Origin of the sequence: Pseudoflavonifractor gallinarum, from assembly GCF_014982855.1 — a bacterium.
In the GTDB taxonomy this organism is placed as follows: Bacteria; Bacillota; Clostridia; order Oscillospirales; family Oscillospiraceae; genus Pseudoflavonifractor_A; species Pseudoflavonifractor_A gallinarum.
This window is the reverse complement of record NZ_JADCKF010000004.1, coordinates 67,244-87,995: the sequence shown is the minus strand read 5'-3', so window position 1 is coordinate 87,995 and position 20,752 is coordinate 67,244. Positions and strand designations below refer to the sequence as shown.

20 protein-coding genes and 1 pseudogene are annotated in these 20,752 nt (G+C 52.7%); all 21 read left to right on the top strand.

Going from position 1 to position 20,752, the window contains the following annotated elements; all coding sequences use genetic code 11:
- The first annotated feature begins 168 nt into the window (after positions 1-168).
- The 21 genes and pseudogenes from INF37_RS05670 (at position 169) to INF37_RS05575 (ending at position 20,739) form a co-directional block, all read left to right on the top strand.
- Entirely contained in the window at positions 169-726 is a 558-nt protein-coding gene (locus INF37_RS05670; protein ID WP_193537017.1) for a DUF6550 family protein, read from the top strand.
- A gap of 65 nt (positions 727-791) precedes the next feature.
- Positions 792-2,489, top strand: a complete 1,698-nt coding sequence (locus INF37_RS05665) for a hypothetical protein (RefSeq protein WP_055270338.1) — start codon at positions 792-794, stop codon at positions 2,487-2,489.
- A 13-nt stretch (positions 2,490-2,502) separates the two neighbouring features.
- A complete protein-coding gene (locus tag INF37_RS05660; RefSeq protein WP_055270340.1) occupies positions 2,503-2,976 on the top strand; it encodes a hypothetical protein in 474 nt (157 codons plus the stop codon).
- Between the two features lie 212 nt (positions 2,977-3,188).
- Positions 3,189-3,530, top strand: coding sequence for a DUF3852 domain-containing protein (locus INF37_RS05655; protein WP_055270341.1), 342 nt, complete (start codon positions 3,189-3,191; stop codon positions 3,528-3,530).
- Positions 3,531-3,596: 66 nt separating this feature from the next.
- Positions 3,597-4,025, top strand: coding sequence for a hypothetical protein (locus INF37_RS05650; protein ID WP_193537015.1), 429 nt, complete (start codon positions 3,597-3,599; stop codon positions 4,023-4,025).
- A 130-nt stretch (positions 4,026-4,155) separates the two neighbouring features.
- Complete coding sequence (locus INF37_RS05645; RefSeq protein WP_055270342.1) at positions 4,156-5,064, top strand: conjugal transfer protein TrbL family protein; 909 nt, start codon at positions 4,156-4,158, stop codon at positions 5,062-5,064.
- Complete coding sequence (locus INF37_RS05640) at positions 5,061-5,450, top strand: DUF7768 domain-containing protein (RefSeq protein ID WP_193537013.1); 390 nt, start codon at positions 5,061-5,063, stop codon at positions 5,448-5,450. Before INF37_RS05645 ends, INF37_RS05640 begins: the two co-directional genes overlap by 4 nt.
- Positions 5,450-5,824: pseudogene (locus INF37_RS15670) on the top strand (DNA cytosine methyltransferase); the annotation flags it as partial. The gene INF37_RS05640 and the pseudogene INF37_RS15670, both read left to right, overlap by 1 nt.
- Positions 5,766-7,445, top strand: coding sequence for a DNA cytosine methyltransferase (locus tag INF37_RS05635; RefSeq protein WP_408004144.1), 1,680 nt, complete (start codon positions 5,766-5,768; stop codon positions 7,443-7,445). The pseudogene INF37_RS15670 and the gene INF37_RS05635, both read left to right, overlap by 59 nt.
- Before the next feature lie 24 nt (positions 7,446-7,469).
- The gene (locus tag INF37_RS05630; RefSeq protein WP_193537011.1) at positions 7,470-8,018 is read left to right on the top strand and encodes a hypothetical protein; all 549 of its coding nucleotides are present in this window, start codon (positions 7,470-7,472) and stop codon (positions 8,016-8,018) included.
- Between the two features lie 8 nt (positions 8,019-8,026).
- Positions 8,027-8,308, top strand: coding sequence for a hypothetical protein (locus INF37_RS05625; RefSeq protein ID WP_055270348.1), 282 nt, complete (start codon positions 8,027-8,029; stop codon positions 8,306-8,308).
- Positions 8,309-8,316: 8 nt separating this feature from the next.
- A complete protein-coding gene (locus INF37_RS05620; RefSeq protein ID WP_055270349.1) occupies positions 8,317-8,907 on the top strand; it encodes a hypothetical protein in 591 nt (196 codons plus the stop codon).
- A gap of 96 nt (positions 8,908-9,003) precedes the next feature.
- Positions 9,004-10,854, top strand: coding sequence for a VirB4 family type IV secretion system protein (locus tag INF37_RS05615; protein WP_172711397.1), 1,851 nt, complete (start codon positions 9,004-9,006; stop codon positions 10,852-10,854).
- 12 nt (positions 10,855-10,866) lie between these two features.
- Positions 10,867-11,952 (top strand): M23 family metallopeptidase, encoded by a 1,086-nt coding sequence (locus tag INF37_RS05610; RefSeq protein ID WP_193537009.1) that lies wholly within the window; start codon positions 10,867-10,869, stop codon positions 11,950-11,952.
- Positions 11,953-11,982: 30 nt separating this feature from the next.
- A complete protein-coding gene (locus INF37_RS05605) occupies positions 11,983-12,693 on the top strand; it encodes a hypothetical protein (protein WP_193537007.1) in 711 nt (236 codons plus the stop codon).
- Between the two features lie 11 nt (positions 12,694-12,704).
- Entirely contained in the window at positions 12,705-12,965 is a 261-nt protein-coding gene (locus INF37_RS05600; RefSeq protein ID WP_087187179.1) for a DUF6103 family protein, read from the top strand.
- The gene (locus INF37_RS05595; protein ID WP_055270357.1) at positions 12,966-14,009 is read left to right on the top strand and encodes a hypothetical protein; all 1,044 of its coding nucleotides are present in this window, start codon (positions 12,966-12,968) and stop codon (positions 14,007-14,009) included.
- A gap of 417 nt (positions 14,010-14,426) precedes the next feature.
- Positions 14,427-14,864 (top strand): hypothetical protein, encoded by a 438-nt coding sequence (locus INF37_RS05590; RefSeq protein WP_235964230.1) that lies wholly within the window; start codon positions 14,427-14,429, stop codon positions 14,862-14,864.
- Positions 14,865-14,885: 21 nt separating this feature from the next.
- Positions 14,886-17,030, top strand: coding sequence for a MobP3 family relaxase (gene mobP3 / locus INF37_RS05585; RefSeq protein ID WP_193537005.1), 2,145 nt, complete (start codon positions 14,886-14,888; stop codon positions 17,028-17,030).
- A gap of 158 nt (positions 17,031-17,188) precedes the next feature.
- Positions 17,189-18,640: a DUF3991 and toprim domain-containing protein gene (locus tag INF37_RS05580; protein WP_193537003.1), complete on the top strand. Its 1,452-nt coding sequence runs from the start codon at positions 17,189-17,191 to the stop codon at positions 18,638-18,640.
- 287 nt (positions 18,641-18,927) lie between these two features.
- Positions 18,928-20,739 (top strand): type IV secretory system conjugative DNA transfer family protein, encoded by a 1,812-nt coding sequence (locus INF37_RS05575; protein ID WP_055270367.1) that lies wholly within the window; start codon positions 18,928-18,930, stop codon positions 20,737-20,739.
- The last annotated feature ends 13 nt before the right edge of the window (positions 20,740-20,752 follow it).

Genomic DNA, 20,752 nt, shown 5'->3' with positions numbered 1-20,752 from the left:
GTAACCGATGCAATTATAGACTTCCGCACTCTTTTGTGGTAGGGTTCGAGTTGACAAGAGGTATACGGTGTAGGAAAATGATACCAAGTGTATCAATCAGCCGCTATACCAAGTTAGCCGAATGAAATAATCGGCCTGAGAGCCGACTCACAGAAAAGGAGGATACCCATGAAAGACAGTACAAAAAAGTGGCTGACCATTACTGGCGGTCTTGTGATCTGTGCAATCCTGGTGTTCGTGATTGCCCAGCAGTTCACGAAAGAAAAGGCTACTGACGCTTTACCTCCCACCAGTAGCTCCCAACAGGATGAGGTGGTGGTTGATCCGGACAGCAGCAATCCCACTACCGATCCTGATGCCTCTTCTGACATCAGTGAGGATGATCTCACCATCAATCCCCAGACCTCGCCCAATGACACCGGCACAAATGCTGGAAACGGTGCAATCTCAAGCGGAACGGAACAAACCATCCAAGCAGATCCCGAGGTGCCGGAGAAGCCTGACGAGGAGACACTGACCGACGCCAGCCAAAAACCTGACGGCACTCCGGTCGAGGGAACCCCTACTCCTGAGGACCACGACAACTACCAGCCGCCCCAGCAGCCGTCCACCAATACTGGGGGTGGGTTGCCCGGTTTCGAGAATGTCCCCAACGCCGGTGGGAACCAGGGCGGAACAATCGACAGCGATGGCGATATCAACAAACAGGTCGGCACAATGGGCTGATCCAATCAATATGGCAGAAAAGCACAGCTTCGGCTGTGCTTTTTTATTGCCTGAAAGGAGGCAAAATGAAACGAATTATCAGTGTCCTGCTGTCGTTTGCCATCATGTTGACTGCCCTTTGTGTCCCGGCATTTGCCGAAGGTGGAACCGGTGGATCTGGCAATATAGACGGTGGCGGCGGGAGCATGGGCAATGCAACGAGCCATGGCAGTTGGAATCCCGGCAATGAAGGCGTCCGGATTACCGTTGTCCGAGCAAGTGATCATGCGGTTGTGACCACGCCTTTCGATCTAACGAATAAGCAACCAGCTGCAGGTATTTATCATTTTGGAAAAGTAAGCAAAATCCAGTATAACGGTGGAGCAGCTTTGTCACCTGTTCAAGGTGGATATTCCTACAAGAACCCTGCTCAGCCAATTCCCAGAATCATCAGCACCAATGGAAACAATAACATTGAAGCAATCAAACGGTATTTTTGCTCCGAGTATGCTGTGAAGTTGATTGCCGAACAGACAGGAATGGATTACGAGACGCTCATTGGCGGTGAGTATAAAATTCTCCTTGAACCCATTGCCTACTACAAATATGAAGGCGTCATGATCGCAACAACGGCTACTGAGGCAGCGATGTATGACGAAGTCGTCAGCGGTCACCTGCGAACATGGATGGGCAGCCTGACCCACAAGAACCTGCCACTCTCGATGTTTTTGGAAACGGCAGACCTGGGGTACCCCGCATGGTCCGGCTCTACAACCCAGCATGCCACCAATTCGGCCATCAAATCTTCATTGGGGCTTGGCATTGTTCGATTTGAAGAACAGCCTGAAGAACCGACCATCACCACCTACGATTATGAGTATCGGACCAATACCGAAGTCATCACAGCCGTGGAAGTCAGTGGTGGGCAGAGCGATCCCGATAATCCTGTTACCGTTCGGTTCAACATTCTCGGAACGACTTATACCGTCAGCAATGTCTATTACCCGGACGGAGATTCCCAATTGGCATGGGTGCGGTGGACAACGCCTGATACGCCGCAGGATGTAACCATTACAGTAAGCGTATCCGGTCCAGGCTCCGCACAAGGCACCATCCAATGCAAGATTGTTGACCTTGATGAAAATCCACCACCCAACCCAGTGGCGGATGACCGCAATGATTCCTTTTCACCGTCTGCAGTACCATCCAGAGCAGAAAAGACATCAGCCCAGTGGAGCATATGGCGACCGTGGTGGTATGCGTACTGGGTGTGGCACAGCACTGGCAAGGATAGCGGATACTGGTGTGACCACGGATGGTGGGAATTTGACCTGGACCGCTACAGCGCCAGTCTGAGTGCCTCCATGACTATTACCCCCGATACAATGAACCCCACTGCCAGCGGAACCACAATGAAATCCGGCTACGGAATCAATGAAGTGGTCACCGCCAGAGTCAGCAGCTCCCAACGCTCGGCAACTACTGCCCTTCAGAATGCGGTCAGCTACTTCCCGGAATTTAACTACGACTCGTTCTGGCGGCTGCTGGATCGTGTCTCAATCAGCTCATCCTCCTCTCGCTTGGAATTCCAGACAAACGAATATAGTACCTACAACCGGCGCACTCATTTTACACCTATCTGGTATCCGGACGGTGCCTATACCGTCAACACATGGGTAATCGACTGCTGGACGCCGGTGGGGATGCTCTCTGTCAATCTCAGCGACACGCTCACAATCAGCGGGAATCTCTGGGATGACTGGCATATAGCGCCGATGCGATAACAGGAGGTGCCGCATGGGATATGTCCGTATAACTGACAGGCCCGAGGAACTGTTCCATTACACCCGGCGGGATAACCTTGCCTCCATTCTTCGAGATGGCAGGATCAAACGCATGGGAGATGCGGAGTGTTGGTTCTGTTCAACGCTGGACGATACACTGGAGCTCATGCGGGCCACCGTTATGGTCGAGGGAAAACCCTATGTGAAACTGGGCGGAAGTATTGGCAGATATCCTAAATTTCAGCCGGAGGACTATGTGATTCTTCGTTTGAAGCCGCGATATCAGAACGGCGAGTGGGTCCGCTGGATGCAGGAAATGCCCCCTGGCACCCCGCCGGAATTGTTAAAGGCCGCCGAGAATTTCAGTAATCTCAAGCTGGGATTTCGAGGCGACCTGAAGTTCTGGCCCGAGCCAGAAATCATTGAAGTCAAAGCCTTACTTGCACCGGAAGAAATTCAGAGCGTCAATCTTTCCATTTCTATGTAAACTGAGTTTGGCTGACTTACTTGATTGCCGAGATTGAGGATCAGAATCAGAAGGAGGATACGCAAAATGCTGTGAATGAAATAGAAAAAGATATGTCGATATCCATGTAATTCCGTAAAGCGGGCCGTGGGATGCAGCTCCACAGCCTGCCTTAATTTAATGTCTTGGATTGCATTCTACGGCCTTTCTTTCCAAAAGAAAGGTGGTTTTTTATGTCCAAGTACAAAAAGTTCTTCTGCATGTTTCTGATCCTCCTGCTGGCAGTTTGCCTGCTCAGTACCACGGCCTTTGCCGCCGGCACCGGCGATGTGGCGGGTGCCATTGAAGGTACCTGGAACGATGCATCGGATCAGATCAAGACGGTTGTAAACAATGTCGTTTTCCCGGTCATTGATCTGATCCTTGCAGTATTCTTCTTCGCCAAGCTGGGTATGGCCTACTTCGACTACCGCAAGCATGGCCAGTTCGAATGGACAGCACCCGCAATCCTCTTTGCCTGCCTCTTGTTCACGCTGACCGCCCCCACCTATGTGTGGACCATTCTGGGGATGTGAGTCAATGAGGTGGTCCGAAAACGGTATGACATGGTCGAAAAGGAATGTGGAGGTGTCAAGCAAACCATGAATGCATTTGAGATGGAACTGAAAAAAATCCTTTCGCAGAGTAAGGAAGCAGCGCATACCACCTATGTGGGCAGGGCCGCATATATTCAGGTTGCCCCAGAGCTGCGAGCCAAGCTGGAATTTGTTTCTCTGAACATCGCCAACCAGTACAACGCGCTCAAACTGACCGTGTTAAACCGGATTGACGGTGCAGTAGATATCAACATTCTCCGTTTTGGTGATTTGCTGGGAAAGAAAATGGTCAGCAACCCTAACTTTTCGGATGGGGTGATCCCTCATCTTTGGGACGATTATGGGAAAGTTAGCTGGTATGTGTACCAGCCGGAACAGGCAGATTACAAACTTCTGGCTGGCGTTGTGGATGAGTATCTGCAGATATTTCAGAACCAGGAGGAAGCGCAGGAGAATATTCCTCAGATGTGCTGACCACTAAAACTCCGGGAAGTAAACAAAAACAGGGGCCGTGCTCAGTCACGGCCCCTGCGCCTTTTGGTCAGGAGTCAAAAATCACCACTGGCACGGCCTCTCCTTTTTCAGAAAGAGGTGATACGACCAGATGTTTATTTTAGACTTTTTCCTTGGCGGACTGATGGACCAACTCATTGACTGGATCTACAGTCAGCTCGTAGGCTTTTTTGGCAATTTCTTTGCAGCTATGGGAAACATGGGCGTGGAACTCTTTGATATGGAGTGGGTGCAGTCCATCGTTCTCTTCTTTTCTTATCTGGGCTGGGCATTGTATGGCGTCGGTCTGGTTGTCGCTGTATTCGAAGTGGGAATCGAGTGTCAAACCGGCCGAGCAAATGTGAAAGACGCCGCCCTCAATGCCATCAAGGGATTTATGGCCGTGGGCTGTTTTACACTGGTGCCAGTGGAGCTTTATAAACTCTCTGTTACCTTGCAGGCCAGCTTGACCGCTGGGATCACAGGATATGGCGAAGGATTTGATGTACTCTCCACAGATATCATCACTTCTTTGCAGGAAGTTGATATTGGGTCGGTAGCATCCTCCGGCGTCTTCGGTGGTATCGGTAGTATCACCAGCCCTATCATGGTCATCTTTATCATTATCATGATGGGCTACGCCATCATCAAGTGCTTCTTTTCTAATCTTAAACGAGGTGGCATCCTGCTCATCCAAATTGCGGTTGGTTCACTGTATATGTTCTCTGTACCTCGTGGTTACATGGATGGATTTGTGCAGTGGTGTAAGCAGATCATCGGCCTGTGTCTCACGACTTTTTTACAGGCTACGATTCTAACTGCCGGACTTATGGTTCTAAAAGACCACGCGCTCCTCGGCTTGGGACTCATGCTTTCTGCCGGTGAGGTACCTCGGATCTGTGGGGCTTTTGGCTTAGATACCTCGACCCGCGCCAACATCATGTCGGCAGTCTATGCCGCGCAGACGGCGGTCAACACCACTCGGACAGTTGTTCAGACAGTGGGGGCGGCGGCAAAATGAGAGAAAGCAAGTTGATTTATATTGCCTCGCCTTATGCTGGAGACATCGAGAAAAATGTAGCCTTTGCACGGAGAGCTTGCCGCTATGCAATCCATCAGGGATATATTCCGATTGCGGTCCACCTTCTGTATCCACAGATGCTGGATGACAGTGATCCCGCAGAGCGAGAGCGTGGTCTCCGGCTTGGACAACAGCTTCTGCGGCGGTGTGATGAACTATGGGTGTGCGGTGACAGGATTAGTTCCGGCATGGCACGGGAAATTTCCGAGGCCAATCACCTGAGCATTCCAGTAAAGAACATCGGTGCTCACGAAATTCAGAAAGAACAGCTGCCCGCTGAGATGGAGCAGGTCACTGCTTCAGGGCAGGGACTGGGAATGACCTGATGCCCACCATGGGGAGTCTCTTCGATGGGATTGGTGGTTTTCCTCTGGCAGCGATCCATAACGGTATAACCCCGCTGTGGGCCAGCGAAATCGAACCGTTTCCCATTGAAGTCACTCGATTGAGATTCCCGGATATGCTCCATGTCGGGGATATCACAAAACTCAACGGCGCCGATCTGCCACCGGTGGACATCATCACCGGCGGCTCACCCTGCCAAGATCTCAGCGTGGCGGGGGCCAGAGCTGGTCTTGCCGGGGCTCGGTCCGGCCTGTTTATGGAGCAGATCAGAATTGTAAAAGAAATGAGGGATGCAGATGAGCGACGCGGTAGAACAGCTCACGCTGTTCGACCTCGATATATGTGCTGGGAGAATGTACCCGGAGCCTTCTCCAGCGGAACCCCAAAAGGCGAGGACTTCCGTATTGTCTTGGAGGAAATTGTTAGAGTTAAAGACAGTACCTGTTCAGTGCCTCGACCTGACTCCGGGACATGGGAATCTGCTGGGGCAATCATTCTGGGAGATCAATTCAGCCTGGCTTGGCGTGTCATGGACGCTCAGTACTGGGGTGTCGCCCAGCGTCGCAAAAGAATCTTCCTTGTCGCAGATTTTGCAGGACGATCCGCCCCACAAATACTATTTGAGCAGGACAGCCTGCTTGGGAATCCTGCGCCGAGCGGATGCCAGAGGGAAGGAACTTCCATTCCAACTCAAACAGGCTTTGCAGGTACAGGCAGGAGTGATGGCAGTAAGTCAGGAAGTATCTGATTTAAAAGCCTACCACATTAATCAAAGAGATGAAGGTATTGATTTGCACGGAGTTTCCGGCGCACTCATGGCGACCACAAATATGCAAATGCAAACTTTTGTCACAGGCGGACCTGTGGTCGCCTTTGCCGCAAATCAAAGAGATGAGGTGCGTGATCTCCACGATGTGGCCGCTGCACTCGGAGCGCAGCCTGGAATGAAACAGCAGACTTTTGTTGCAGGCATAACTGCTAAAGGTAACGGAGATTGTTTCCTCTCACCGGAACGCCATACCTCACTCAGCGGCGGTGGCGGTCAAGCTGGACAGGGCTATCCATGTGTTCTGACAGCTGGTTTTTCTGCGGGCGCAGGTTCCTCAGCGGGAAGTATTGGATACGGCGAGGAGGTTGCGCCTACGCTGAAAGGAACCGCCAGCGGAAATTGCATGCCCTCAATTCTCTGCCTTAACGACCAGGGCGGCAGTGCGATGGCTTGCAGTGAGGATGTTACTGGAACACTTCGCGCACAGGAACATGGACATCAGCCGCTGGTTTTTGATAACCATGGCCAAGATACCCGTTTCCTGGGGCCAGTCAATGCGGCGCAGACAGTATCTGCTACCTTTGGCATGGGGGGAAATAATCAACCTCTGGTCGTCGCTGAGCGGGAAGCGGAAACGCCAACACTTTTTGAAAACCATGGGATTGACGCCCGGTATACTGGTCCCCATAAGGTTGCGCCGACAATGTCTGCACGCTACGGTACGGGCGGAAACAATGTTCCACTCGTGGCGCAGAGAGATGACACTTTTTGCATTACCGGCAATGCGATAGACCGTCAACCCATGAATGGCGGAAACGGAATTGGGTATCAACAAGGCATAGCCTACACCCTTACCGCCACCGATCATCATGCCGTGTTCAGCCGACAGCGCGTGGATGTATTCAAAGACGATGATGTAGCCAGCACACAGAGCGCACGCCAACACAAGGATGCGACCGATTTGGTTATGAATCTTGGCGAGGCGCAGAACGATTCAAAGCCAGAAAATGAAACACTGGTTCTCCTGATCCGACGCCTGACCCCGCTGGAATGTGAGCGCCTGCAAGGGTTCCCGGATGGTTGGACTGATATCGAGGGTGCCTCCGACTCCGCGCGCTATAAAGCACTGGGCAACTCTGTGGCGATTCCTTGTGTCGACTATGTTTTGCAAGGAATCGCGTGGGCAATCACAGCACAAACAGCTTGAATTATTATGAAAGGAGATGCAATCATGGAACCGATGAAAAACCTCTGCGGATTAATCCCCGAGTCGCTTCACAAGCGGCTGATGGAGGGCAAGGACCCTGAAATGACGAACGGTGAGTACCTCACCAAGGTACTCACCGCCTATCTGGACCAGCCTACCATAGCGAAACAGGAACAGCGTACTCTGGCCGTCCAGATCTCAGAGGACATGTTTCAGCAGCTGAAGTCCTACCTGGATGCTCATTCGCCCCTCACACAAAAAGCCCTTGTCCAGAGCCTTCTGAATCAGGCATTGGACCAGTGGGAGCAGGGCGAGGAACCGCTCCAGGATGCGACCCTTCAGGACAATAAGAAAGAACGGACGCTGGCAATTGCTATGCCCGAATCTCTTTTCCACCGCGTTGAGCAGTATGTAGAGGCACACAATGGCGTATCCAAACGGGCCTTCGTTGTGGGGTTGGTGACCCAGGAACTCCAATCTTGGTCGATGGAACAAGGCCCGGACGAAGTGCAGGATCAGGAATTCGACCCCGAACAGGATGAACAGGGGTTTGGAATGAGCATGACGATGTGAGGTGAAACATGTACATTTATCCCGATAATCTGAAATCCAAAGCCACACTCTGGCTGTGGGCGCTGCGGGATCTCGCCATCATCGGTATCGGCAGTTTGATCTCTGTCTTTGCGCTCTCACAACTCGGCTTCTTTGTCCCTATCGTGCTGACTGCCGCATACGCATTCCTTTCCATTCGTATGGACGACACCAGCATTCTGGACTTTCTGCGTTATGCGGTTCGCTACTTTCTCCTCCAGCAGCAAAGCTATTCTTGGGGGATGACCAAGACAATTCAGAATCAGAGGTGATTATGAGTATGAGCAGAAAAAAAGAAAAGGCAGCGGCACAGAAAAAAGAAACAACCCGCCAGCTGATTGGGATTAACGACATCAGCGATTACGGACTCAAGACATCCCGCGGTATGCTGGCCTTCTTTTCTGTGAAGCCTACAAACCTCTCTGTGCAGCCGCCGGAGGCGGTGGGCGGACGGATCTATGCCCTGATGACTGTCCTCAAGGGCCAGACGGAGATCGAGATGCTGGCCCTCAACTCTAAGGAGTCCTTCGAGGACAACAAGCGTTACTATCGGGAACGCGCGGCCATGGAGGAACTTCCCGTGATCAGCCGACTGCTGGAGGCGGATGCCCGTTCCCTGGACCGGTTGCAGGTGCAAATGGCGACTGCCCGTGAGTTTTTTGTCCTGATCCGCTTCCGGGATGATCAGGACGCCGACTTCCGCACCCAACTCTCACGGGTTCAGAAAAGCCTGGAAGACCAAGGCTTCAAGGTGCGCCTTGCTGGTAAAGAGGACGCCAAGCGCATGCTGGGGGTGTACTTCGAGCAAAATGCCACCACCGAAAAGTATGAAGATTTTGATGGGGAGCGTTGGATCGTGCTGAACGACTGACGCTTATATAAACGCCTATTGGCCGTGGGAGTAGTCCCTTAGACGGCCATCTGGCGGAAGCGGATACCTCCCACGGTCGCAGACAGGAGGTATCTCATGAATAAATCCAGAAAGAAAAGAAGTCCCGCACCCATGACGGACTCGGGCGGTATCAAAGACTTCCTCGATATGATCGCCCCCTCCGTCATTGATTTCAAGGTCGATCACTTCCTCTGCGGCAACACCTACCGCTGCGTCTGGGCTCTCCGGGAATATCCCACCTCGACCGACGAACAGGCCATTCTCCGTCACCTGGGTGAGATGGACGGCGTGACCATCCGAATCTACACACGGCAGGTCACTGCCAGCGAGGAAAAACGCATCATCCATAATGCGGCCAATCGAAACAGAATGTCCCGCTCCAGCACGGAGGATCTCCAGCAGACAGTCACCGCCGAGGCCAACCTACAGGATGTGGTCACCCTGGTCTCTACCATGCACAGAAACCGTGAGCCGCTCCTCCACTGTGCTGTGTTTCTGGAACTGACCGCATCCAGCTACGATGCCCTGAAACTTTTACAGACAGATGTGCTGACGGAGCTGGTGCGGAGCAAGCTCAATGTGGATCGGCTGCTTCTCCGCCAGCGGGAGGGCTTTGTTTCTGTCATGCCGTCCGGCTGGAACCACTTCGGTGAGCAGTTTGAACGAGTCCTCCCGGCAAGCTCGGTGGCTAACCTGTACCCGTTCAACTACAGCGGAAAGACAGATCCCCACGGCTTTTATATTGGCAAGGACAAGTACGGCGCCAACATTCTGGTGGATTTCGATAAGCGGGACGACGACAAAACTTCCGCCAGCATCCTGATCCTGGGTAACTCCGGCCAGGGCAAGAGCTATCTGCTCAAACTGCTCCTGCTCAATTTTTTGGAGGCAGGAAAGTCCGTTATATCGCTGGATGTGGAGCATGAACAGCAGGATATGTGCGAGAGGGTCGGTGGCTGCTTCATGGATCTGATGGGCGGCGTGTACCGCATCAATCCGCTGGAACCCAAGTGCTGGGACGAGGGCGGCGATCCAGAGGACACCGACGCCCCCGAGGCGTTCCGCAAATCCACACGCCTGAGCCAGCACATCTCCTTCCTCAAGGACTTCTTCCGGGCCTATAAAGATTTCAGTGACCGGCACATCGATGCCATTGAGATTATGGTCAGCCGTCTGTATGAAAAGTGGGGCATCAGTGATACTACCGACTTTGGCCGCCTGAAGCCGGAGGATTACCCTATCCTCTCCGACCTCTATGACCTTATTGAGGAGGAGTATCAGGGGTATGATGCAGACGCTCACCAGCTGTACACGGCAGAACTTCTGCAGGAGATCCTCCTCGGTCTTCACTCCATGTGTAAGGGCGCGGAGGCGAAATTCTTCAACGGCCATACCAATGTGACCTCGTCCCGATTCATTGTCTTCGGCGTCAAAGGACTCCTGCAGGCCAATCGCAGCGTTCGCGGGGCCATGCTTTTCAATATCTTGTCCTTTATGTCTGACCGCCTGCTGACCATCGGCAACACCACTGCGGTGCTGGACGAGCTCTATGTCTGGCTCTCAGATAACATCACGGTGGGAACCACCATCATCGAGTATATCCGCAACATCCTCAAGCGGGTGCGAAAGAAAGAGTCCAACCTCATCATGGCCTCACAGAATCTGGAGGACTTCGACCGAGAGGGTATCCGAGAGCTGACCAAGCCCCTGTTTGCGATTCCGCCTCACCAGTTCATCTTCAACTGCGGGTCTATCGACAAGCGGTTTTATATGGACCTGCTTCAGCTGGAGGAGGCGGAATACAATCTCATCCGTTTCCCCCAGCGCGGCGTGTGCCTATTCAAGTGCGGCAACGAGCGGTATCTGTTGGAGGTGCATGCGCCTGCCTACAAGGAAGCTCTGTACGGCTCCGCCGGCGGCCGGTAAGGAGGTGGCGGCATGAGCGCAGCGACTGTTGCTGCCATTGCCAAGGCAGCCGTCGCAGTCCTCTCAAACGAGAAGACCCGCAAGGCATTGGGGTGGGTCATTGTTGCAATACTCTCTCCGCTGATCGTGCTGGTGGTTTTGATCTGCGCCGTTCTCTCCGGCTCGTCGCAGCACAATGTATCAGCCGTGGAATTATGTTTCCACGGCGGTACAATTTCCTCCAGTGCTACTCCAGAGTACCGAGGCTATATCGAAGATATGAGAGGCAGCTTTGCCCAGCTGGATAGAGCAATAGAGGAAATTAACGCCCAGTGCGAGGACGGAAACAGCCTTGATGATACGCGCGTCAAGGCTGTTTTTTATGCTCTGTATTTTGCGGCAGAACACCCTGATGACAGTGGCATTCGTGCGTTTACAGATTGTTTTGTAGACTACGAGGAGCGGACTCGCACAGTGACTACCACTGATGAGGAAGGCAACGAAGTGGAGGTTGAGGAAACCTATACGGTGGCCATTCCTGTTACTGATATGAACGAAGTCTACGCTCGGATCGAGGCGGCTATGGGGATCACAGTCACCCCGGAGAATCAGAGTAACGCCGACAGCATTTACAACATCGTTTTGTACGGCACAGCCACTGGGACCGGCGATTGGTTTCCTGGTGCGGATGTGCCGTTTATCAGTGTAGACGGATTCTGCTCACCAGTGGGTGCAAACTGGGAAAGCATCGTGACATCAGAGTTCGGGTACCGCCGAGATCCCTTTACCGGAGAAACAAGAGGACACAGCGGCATGGATCTGGCCGTTCCCACTGGCACACCTATCCGGGCAGCCCTGCCGGGAACTGTCACCGTATCACAGTACAACGCAGGAGGCTATGGGTACTATGTGATGATTGATCACGGTAATGGGCTCTCGACGCTCTACGGTCATAACTCCAGACTGCTCGTTCAGGTAGGCCAGACCGTAGAGGCTGGAGATATCATCGCACTCTCTGGCTCTACCGGCCGTTCCACCGGGCCTCATCTGCATTTCGAGGTTCGTGTGGACGGTGAACAAACTGACCCTCGTGCTTATCTACCTACAGCGGGAGGGTAAAATCACGAGTCGTAGTGATGAGAAAGGAGGATGGAAGTGAAAAATATAGCTCCTGAACAGCTCGCACTGCTCTCCCAGCTGGAGGAATTCAGAAAAAGACATGAGAGCAAAAGCGAGCCTTCTGATTGGGCCATTCGCATGTGTCAGGCCATTGTGGCGCATAGTCTGGGGTTTACCGACCGGAACCAATGGACGGACCTACTGAAAAAACAGGGTGAAACTCTGTTCAATTTTGAATGGACGGAAGGCAGCGTCAGCGAACATGTGATCCGCTGGTGCAAGGAAACTGGTCGTGATTGGCGGTACAGCCATCTGGGCGAGTTGCAGGTTGCCAGCGGCGGTGAGTGGCGGCGCATCGATTACGAATGCGGCGAACACGCGCAGACCAGGGTGTTCCTCGCTCCAAAACCGTTGCCCGAACAGGAACTGAAAGCACTCGCGCAAGAGCCTGCCATCCGGCTGAGGAATCTGCTGGAACTCGGCCTGCCGGAGCATGATGTGTATCTGGTCCACACCACTGCCGATGTCGGATGGGTGCCTGCGGCAGAACTGACCCAGCTGAGCGACCGTGGAAAGGAGCAGTTTGCCGAACTCCTGGATGCCAAGGTTTCCGCTGTACGCTCCGGTCCCTACGGGACAGAACTGGTTCTTGCTGGCGTAGACCCTCAGTTGTTGGTCCAGTATGACCAGGCAATCGCGGACTGTGCCAGAGCAGAGAGTGCCATGAAGATGTTTATGTGAGGAGGATGTATATGAAAAAAACAAGTATCAGCATCGACATGGAAGCGGAAAAGCTGCGGGCGCTCCGGTTCTATACAGAGAAGAAGGAAACGACTTTGGAAACGGAGCTGGAGGATTTTCTCGCCAAGCTCTACGAAAAGTATGTTCCGGCTCAGACCCGTGAATATATCGAGAGCATGGAGGAACCTGCTGAACCTCCACGCCCCCGCATCAAACGCCAGCCCCGCACTCCGGTCGATACGCCCACTGCGGTGAGCGAGGAGGTGGTGTAATTGGACTCTGTTTCTATCGAACTCTGGCTGGACAAGCGCCAGCTTGCCGCACTGGAGCAGGCTCTGACCGAAGACGGAACCACCGTCGAGAGAACCATGCAGGAGCAGCTCAATGAACTTTACGCTCAGCGTGTTCCGCTGGAGCAGCAGGAGAAGATCCAACAGGCGCTGGATGCCGAGCGGCTTGAAAGCCAGCGAAACGCTGAAGCCAGTGCCCGGTATGCAGGACTCCACATCACGGAGAACGGGCAGGAACACTATCTCTCCACCAAAAGCGGCCAGGAATTTTTGGATATGGCGATCCTCATGCGACGCTATGTGCGCGGCACATTCGGTGACAAAGAAAAGGGATTCGCCCGGTGTATCTATGGTGCAGAGGAGATTTCACCTCAGCGGTTTGAGCAGCTGGCCGCATGGAGGCTGGAGAATTTCGGCAAAGTCACCGGTCTGGTGGAGATCGACTTTGACAAAGGACTTCTCTCCGCCCTCAATATTATGGATGGCTGGCAGAGCTTCCGGCTCAAAGATGTGTCCTCCGCCGCCTACTTTGCGGACAAGAGCGGCCATGTGAACAAGGAGGTTCGCTGGAATATTTTCCTCTCCCGGCTGGAGGGCAAGCAGCTCACCAGCCATACGCAAGCCCCGGTCGAGCTCCACGGCTCACGCAGATTGCGTCCAGAGGAAATCATTTTCTCCGACGAGATCTCCGAGCTCGACGGCCGATTGAACTTCTACATGGACTGCTCTTTCAATCCCGATGAGGTCTTTGGAACCCATGTAGATTCGGCGGACAACAACAACTGGCTCAATATCTATGCCGAATATGACCTGGAGAACAGCCAGGTATGCGACGCTCTCAAAGTCATCCTCTGCCGTGAGGATGGCTTTGATTACGAGATGGCTTACCAGCTTAATGCCGAGGAAAAGAGTGCGATCCTGGACAAGATGGGCCAGTACTGCCGAGAAAAATACGGGCAATCTCTGCTGGAGTTTGCGGCAGAGATGGAATCGGAGATCACAGCGATGGAAACGCCGCAGATGTGACCGGCCTGATAACGCCCTGTTGGCCCGCTGTGCGCCCCTGTGGGGCGTTTTGCCGCCGAGCTGGCATCCGTACCCCTCCACCGGCTTGAAACGCCGTGTGCGGGCTTTGTGCCGGTGTGCCGACAGGGATAGCAGTCAGCCCTGAAATGCGGGCCGGGCTCTGCTCCGTATTGGGGGTGTGAACCGAGGGGTTGAAAACGATGCAGGATAAAGCAGGTGGCCGCAAAGCGCCCACCTGCCACCTGACACCGCCCCGCAATGCGGGTCGGGGAGCGTTTTTTAGGTGCCCGTTTTCTTGCTTTTTGGCTGTGAGAGGTGGCCGGAACATGCAAGGATATACGGTGTTCCAAGCAATTGCGGACATTTTTTAGATGCCCGTCATAGATGATTTTACTACAGATTGGAGGAGAAAATGATATGCGTAAGGACTGTACCCCCGCTCCCAAGGCAAATGAGACAAAGCAGAGAATCCCTGTTTGGCTGTATCCATCCACACTGGAGGTCGTGGATAAGCTGGTGAAGCAGGATAACTGCAAGAGCCGCAGCGACTATCTTGAAACAGCTGCTCAATTTTATGCGGGATATCTTTCTGGCGAGGAGGCTACTGCGTATTTGCCGCCTGCATTGGTGGCAGCCATGCGCGGCACTGTTCAGGACAGTGAGAATCGAATCGCCCGTCTACTCTTCAAGCTGGCAGTGGAGATCAACATGATGATGAATGTGCTGGCAGCTGGTATGGAAATCAGTGATGAGGATCTGCGCCAGCTCCGCGCCCGCGCTGTCCGTGAAGTCAAGCAGACCAACGGCCGCATCAATTTCAAGGATGCGATTGATTACCAGCGAGGCGAGGAATAAAGCAAAGTGAGGTGACAGCTTGTGCCGCGATTGATTTTCAAATGTCCCTATATCAAAGGTGGCACATCTGCCGCTTGCTCACATCTGGAAAACTATGTGCAGTATATGGCGACTCGCAGTGGAGTTGACCGGATTGATCCCGGTCGAAATGGATGGCCAGCTACAATAAACCAGAAAGAAATGATCGAACAGATTCTCCGTGACTTTCCGCTCAGCCGTGGAATGTTTGAGTATGAAGACTACCGAGCAACACCTACCCGATCCAATGCATCAGAGTTTATTACCCGTGCGCTGGAGGACAACTATGATCGCATTGCAAAAATGGATAACTACTTGAACTATATTGCGACTCGTCCTCGTGCACAGCGTATTGGCTCCCACGGATTATTTACCGGCGAGGAAGATAGTCTTGTGCTGGCGCAGATAGCGGAAGCGGTTTCGACGCACCCCGGCAATGTATGGCTGCCTATCATTTCACTGCGCCGGGAGGATGCCGCCAGGCTCGGTTATGACAAGGCGGATGAATGGAAAGCGTTGCTTTCCAAGTATGCCATGGAGATGGCCCAGGCAATGAAGATTCCTTGGGCGGATTTCCGATGGTATGCCGCTTTTCACGATGAAGGGCATCATCCCCATGTCCACATGGTCTGCTACAGTGTAGATCCATCCAAAGGATTCCTGACCAAACAGGGTATCACGCAGATAAAGTCTGGGCTGGCAAAAGAAATCTTCCGTCAGGAACTGACGGAGCTGTATCAAAAACAGACACAGCGCCGAAACGAGTTGAATGTGGATGCTCAGACAGTCCTCAATGAAGTGATTAACCAGATGCAGTCTGGGACAGTTCAAAATAAACACATTGAAGAACTCCTGCAATATCTGGCTGACCGCCTGCGGTTCTTATCCGGCAAAAAACAATATGGGTATCTGAAAGCAGATTTGAAAGCAGTGGTAGATGAGGTTGTAGACGAGCTTGCGAAAGACCCTCGCGTTGCTGCGGCATACAATCTGTGGTATGAACTGCGGGAAGATGTGCTACGCACCTACAAAGACAATCTGCCGGAGCGGCTGCCTCTCTCTGGGCAGAAAGAATTCAAGCGAATTAAGAACCTCGTCATCTTAGAAGCGGTAAAGCTGGAACAATACCAACAGGTGTTTCACCCAGACGATCTATGGGATGGAAATCCAGATGAACATGCAGAAGAAGCACAGTTATTTGTGTACGAGCAGATGAATCAGAGCATGTCGCATCCGCCAGAGGCGGCGGAGGCTGGACAAGCTCGCACCCAATACGCACTTGGTAAAATCTATCGTGACGGACAGGGTGTTGAAAAAGATGTTCAAAAGGCGGTAGAGCTGTTCACTCTTGCGGCGATGCAGGGGAACAGCTTTGCCGCCTTTGCTCTTGGAAAGATGTATCTCAGTGATGATCCCGCTCTGTCCAGAAATGTGGCTGCCGCGCTGAAATGGATCACAAACGCTGCAGAGCATGGAAACCAGTTTGCACAGTACTACTTAGGCAAACTGCTGTTAAAGGGAACGGATGACATCTCCCAGGATACCAATTCTGCTCTTCGTTGGCTACTTGCATCAGTGGAACAAGGCAATGTGCATGCGGAATATGCTTTGGCCATGGCCTACCTCAAGGGAGAATCCGTTCCGAAGGACAGCCTCAAAGCGATGGAACTGCTGAAACGCGCATCGAGCCGGGAACATCAGTTCGCACAATATCAGCTGGGCAAGTTGCTGCTCCAGGGCGAGGATGTTCCCAAGGATGTAGTTGCTGCGGTCCACTGGTTGACTGCTTCTGCTATGCATGGAAACCAATATGCCCAGTATGCTCTCGGAAAACTCTATCTGCTTGGAAAAGGCGTGGAGAAAGATAAGGATCGTGCAGCCAAGTGGTTTCAGATGGCAGCGAACCAGGGTAATGAATACGCTCAATATTATCTGAAGCACATGGATGATCCTATGGGACAATCACCGGCTGCAGCGGTTATCACATTGTTCCATTCACTGGCCAATATTTTCCGAGAACAGAATCAGCTGCCCTCTGGTGGCATTATGGTTGCTGTCGACCGAAAACTTTTACGAAAAATCAAAGCGAAGAAAATTGCTCAGGGTCACAAGGCAGATGACCATGAGCCAAAGATAGGTCTGCAATAAAGGAGGTTATTTTTTGAAACGCACTAATGAATTTCTGCTCCATGCTGGGCGGACTCAGAAAGAGAATGGTCAGAAATTGAAAGAACAAAAACCGATCCGCCGTAGGCCCGTCCTATTCCATCGAAAACTGCGAGGGAGAAACCGGTAGGAGGTGCAGTATGCCCTACATCCACTTCACCGATGAGCAAAAGCTTCGGGCAAACTCTGTTGACCTGGTGGAATTTCTACGGCGACAAGGTGAGAAACTCATCCCATCCGGCCGTGACAAGCGCCTTGCATCCGATCACAGCATTACCGTTCGCGGCAATGAGTGGTACGACCATGAGGCCGAGGAAGGTGGAGGCCCTATCTCTTTTGTACAGACCTTCTATGGACTGAGCTACCCCGAGGCGGTGACACGCCTGCTTGGTGGTGAAAAAGGCGAGGTATATCAACCAGCGCAGAAAAAGGAACGGGAGGAGCCGAAGGAATTTGCCTTGCCTCCCGCCAACCAGACAATGCGACGGGTGTATGCCTATCTGCTCCAGCAGAGGCATATCAGTCGTGAGATCCTCAACGCCTTCGCCCAGAAAGGGCTGATCTATGAAAGCCGGGAATTGTCCAAGGATAAGACCAAGGAGTATCATAATGCCGTATTCGTCGGAATCGATGAACATGGCGTTGCCCGCCACGCCCACAAACGAGGCATCTATACGCAGGGCAAGAGCTACCGTGGCAATGTAGAAGGATGCGATCCCAGACACAGCTTTCACTGGACTGGGGCCAGTGACCGGCTCTATGTGTTCGAAGCACCTATTGATCTGTTGGCTTTTCTTACTTTGTACCCAGAGGACTGGCAGCAACACAGCTATGTGGCGCTCTGTGGTACAGCGGAACACGCCATGCTCTGGATGCTGGAACAGAATCCAAAGCTGCAAAAGATTATTCTCTGCCTGGATCATGATGCGGCTGGGATCGAGGCAGCGGGACGGCTCACAGACATTCTGTGTAAGCATGGCTATACGCAGTCCGCTCCGCTGCGTTCGACCAACAAAGATTGGGACGAAGATCTGAAAGAACAGCATGGGCTGGAACCGCAACCGCCAGAGGAACACCCTCAGCTCATTGTTGCAGGAACGATATGTGAGCGGATTGGGGCCAAATGTAAAGCAGTTCGCCCGGAGCAGGCGTCCTACCAGATCCCGCGCTTGCTTCAGCAATACCAGAACGACCTTCATTGGGGCCGTTTCGAGCAAGCGATGGATCACATGGAAACCATGTCAGCATTGGCGCTCTCTGTTGTACTGCGGGAGTGCCGACAGATGGGAACCGTACTGACAGAGGAACAGGGCGCCCGATTCCTGCAAAGCCATATCCACCCGCATCAGAATCGCGGGTCGCTTAAAACCCGCGCTACTGAGATTGGCATGGAGTTCCAGAGCGTGCTGGCCAAAGATGCTGTGGAAGGCATTCGTACTGAAGTGGAGAAGAAAGCCACTGCCAGTGCATGGCTGGAACTTGCAATCTCCTGTGCAAAAGTGCCGATCAAATATTGTGCAGATGAACTTCGTCGACAGCAAAAAGAGGAAAAAGCTCTGCTGGAAGCCGCACAAGCCATGGCATCGTACTAAAACAGCAAAGAGGAGGACTGGATTAAATCCATTCCTCCTCTTTATCGCTGCCGCTTGTGGTACGGTTGATAAATTCCGATTGTTCGTCTTTAGTAGCCAAGCGGGTCTCCCACTTCCCGCAGTCCGGACACTGCTCCGGCAGTTCCGGTGCGTCAAACAGATAGTGGCAGTTGTCACACGTGCAAATCAAATCAATCACCTCGATATGTTCTCATTATAGCAGACAAATGATGTCCTGAACATCCCCCTTCTGGTATTAAGTCTTCCTGATACCAAAGGAGGAAATCATGCCATCTCAAGTAATCACACTGATTGCGGTATCTGCCGTCATGTTTCTTGTAATCGGTGGACTTGCATTTATCTCACACTATTATACGCTGGACGGAATCAAATCCAAAACAGTAGGCGATGGCCAGCACGGGACAGCACGATGGGCTACCAAGCAGGAGATTCGCCAGACTTACGCCCACATTCCCTTTGAACCGGAGCTATGGCGCAAAGGAGAGCACCTGCCGGAAAAACAGGGCCTCATCCTCGGATGTGAAGGCCCCAAGAATCATGTCACTGCTCTGGTGGACACTGATGACATCCATGCCATGGTCACCGCTGCCAGCGGCGCTGGTAAGACAGCGTTCTTTTTATACCCCAACATTGAATATGCCCTTGCGTCTGGGATGTCCTTTCTCTGCACTGATACCAAGGGAGATCTGTACCGCAACTATGCAGGCATTGCAAAAGATTTCTATGGTTATCAGATTGCTGTGTTGGACCTCCGAAATCCCACTCGGTCAGATGGTAACAACCTGCTCCATCTCATCAACAAGTATATGGACATCTACAAAGCCAATCCCAACGACTTGGCTGCAAAGGCAAAAGCGGAGAAGTATTCCAAGATCCTGGCCAAGACACTGATCAACACCAGCGGCGGCGACAGCGCCCAGTATGGACAAAACGCCTTTTTCTACGACAGTGCCGAGGGGCTGTTGACAGCCATGTTTCTGCTGGTGGCAGAGTATCTGCCCACTGAAGATGAGAATGGAAATCCGGTTGAGAAACGGCACATCGTTTCTGTATTCAAGCTGGTGCAGGAGCTTTTAGCCCCGTCCAAGGTAAAGGGGAAAAACCAATTCCAGATTCTACTGGAGAAACTCCCGCCCAACCACAAGGCACGCTGGTTTGCAGGTTCCGCTCTCAATACTGCGGAACAGGCCATGGCCTCTGTAATCTCCACAGTGTTGTCCAGGCTCAATGCCTTCCTCGATTCAGAGATGGAGCAGATTCTCTGCTTTGATACCGCCATTGATGCTGAGAAATTCTGTAATGAGAAATCTGCCATCTTTATCGTACTGCCCGAGGAGGATCAGACCAAGTATTTCATGGTATCCCTGATTCTCCAGAATCTGTACCGTGAGATCCTCACCGTGGCCGACGAGAACGGTGGGCGACTCAAGAATCGAGTGGTCTTCTTTGCAGATGAGCTGGGCACCTGCCCTCCCATCCAGTCGTTGGAGCTGATGTTCTCCGCCTCTCGTTCCAGAGGACTCATGCTGGTACCCATTGTACAGAGTATCACAGGTCAGCTTAAGAAAAACTACGGTGCGGAAGGCGCTGAAGTGATTGTGGATAACTGCCAGGTCAACCTTTACGGCGGTTTCGCTCCGGCCAGCCAGACAGCTGTGGAGCTGTCCAAAGCACTTGGCAGCCGCACAGTGATGAGCGGAAGTATCTCTCGCGGCAAGAATGACCCCAGCCAGTCCCTCCAGATGATAGAGCGCCCCCTCATGACGCCAGATGAGCTTAAGTCCATGCCCAAGGGTAGCTTTATTGTAGCCAAGACCGGTGTTCATCCCATGAAGGTCAAACTGCGATTGTTTCTCGACTGGGGCATCCGGTTTGGAGAGCCCTATGAGGTGCCGGAGAAGGCACAGCGGGCTGTGGCTTATGCAGATAAGCAGGAGTTGGAAGAATCCATCATCCGCCGCCACTATGGAACTGTGGCTGAGGAGGAGCCGCCGCAGGATGTGCCTGCGGCCGTCGGCGGTATGAATCATGGTATGCAGGCTGAGAAAAATTCCCGTAAAACAATATTGCGCCCCTGACGGAGGTGAAATA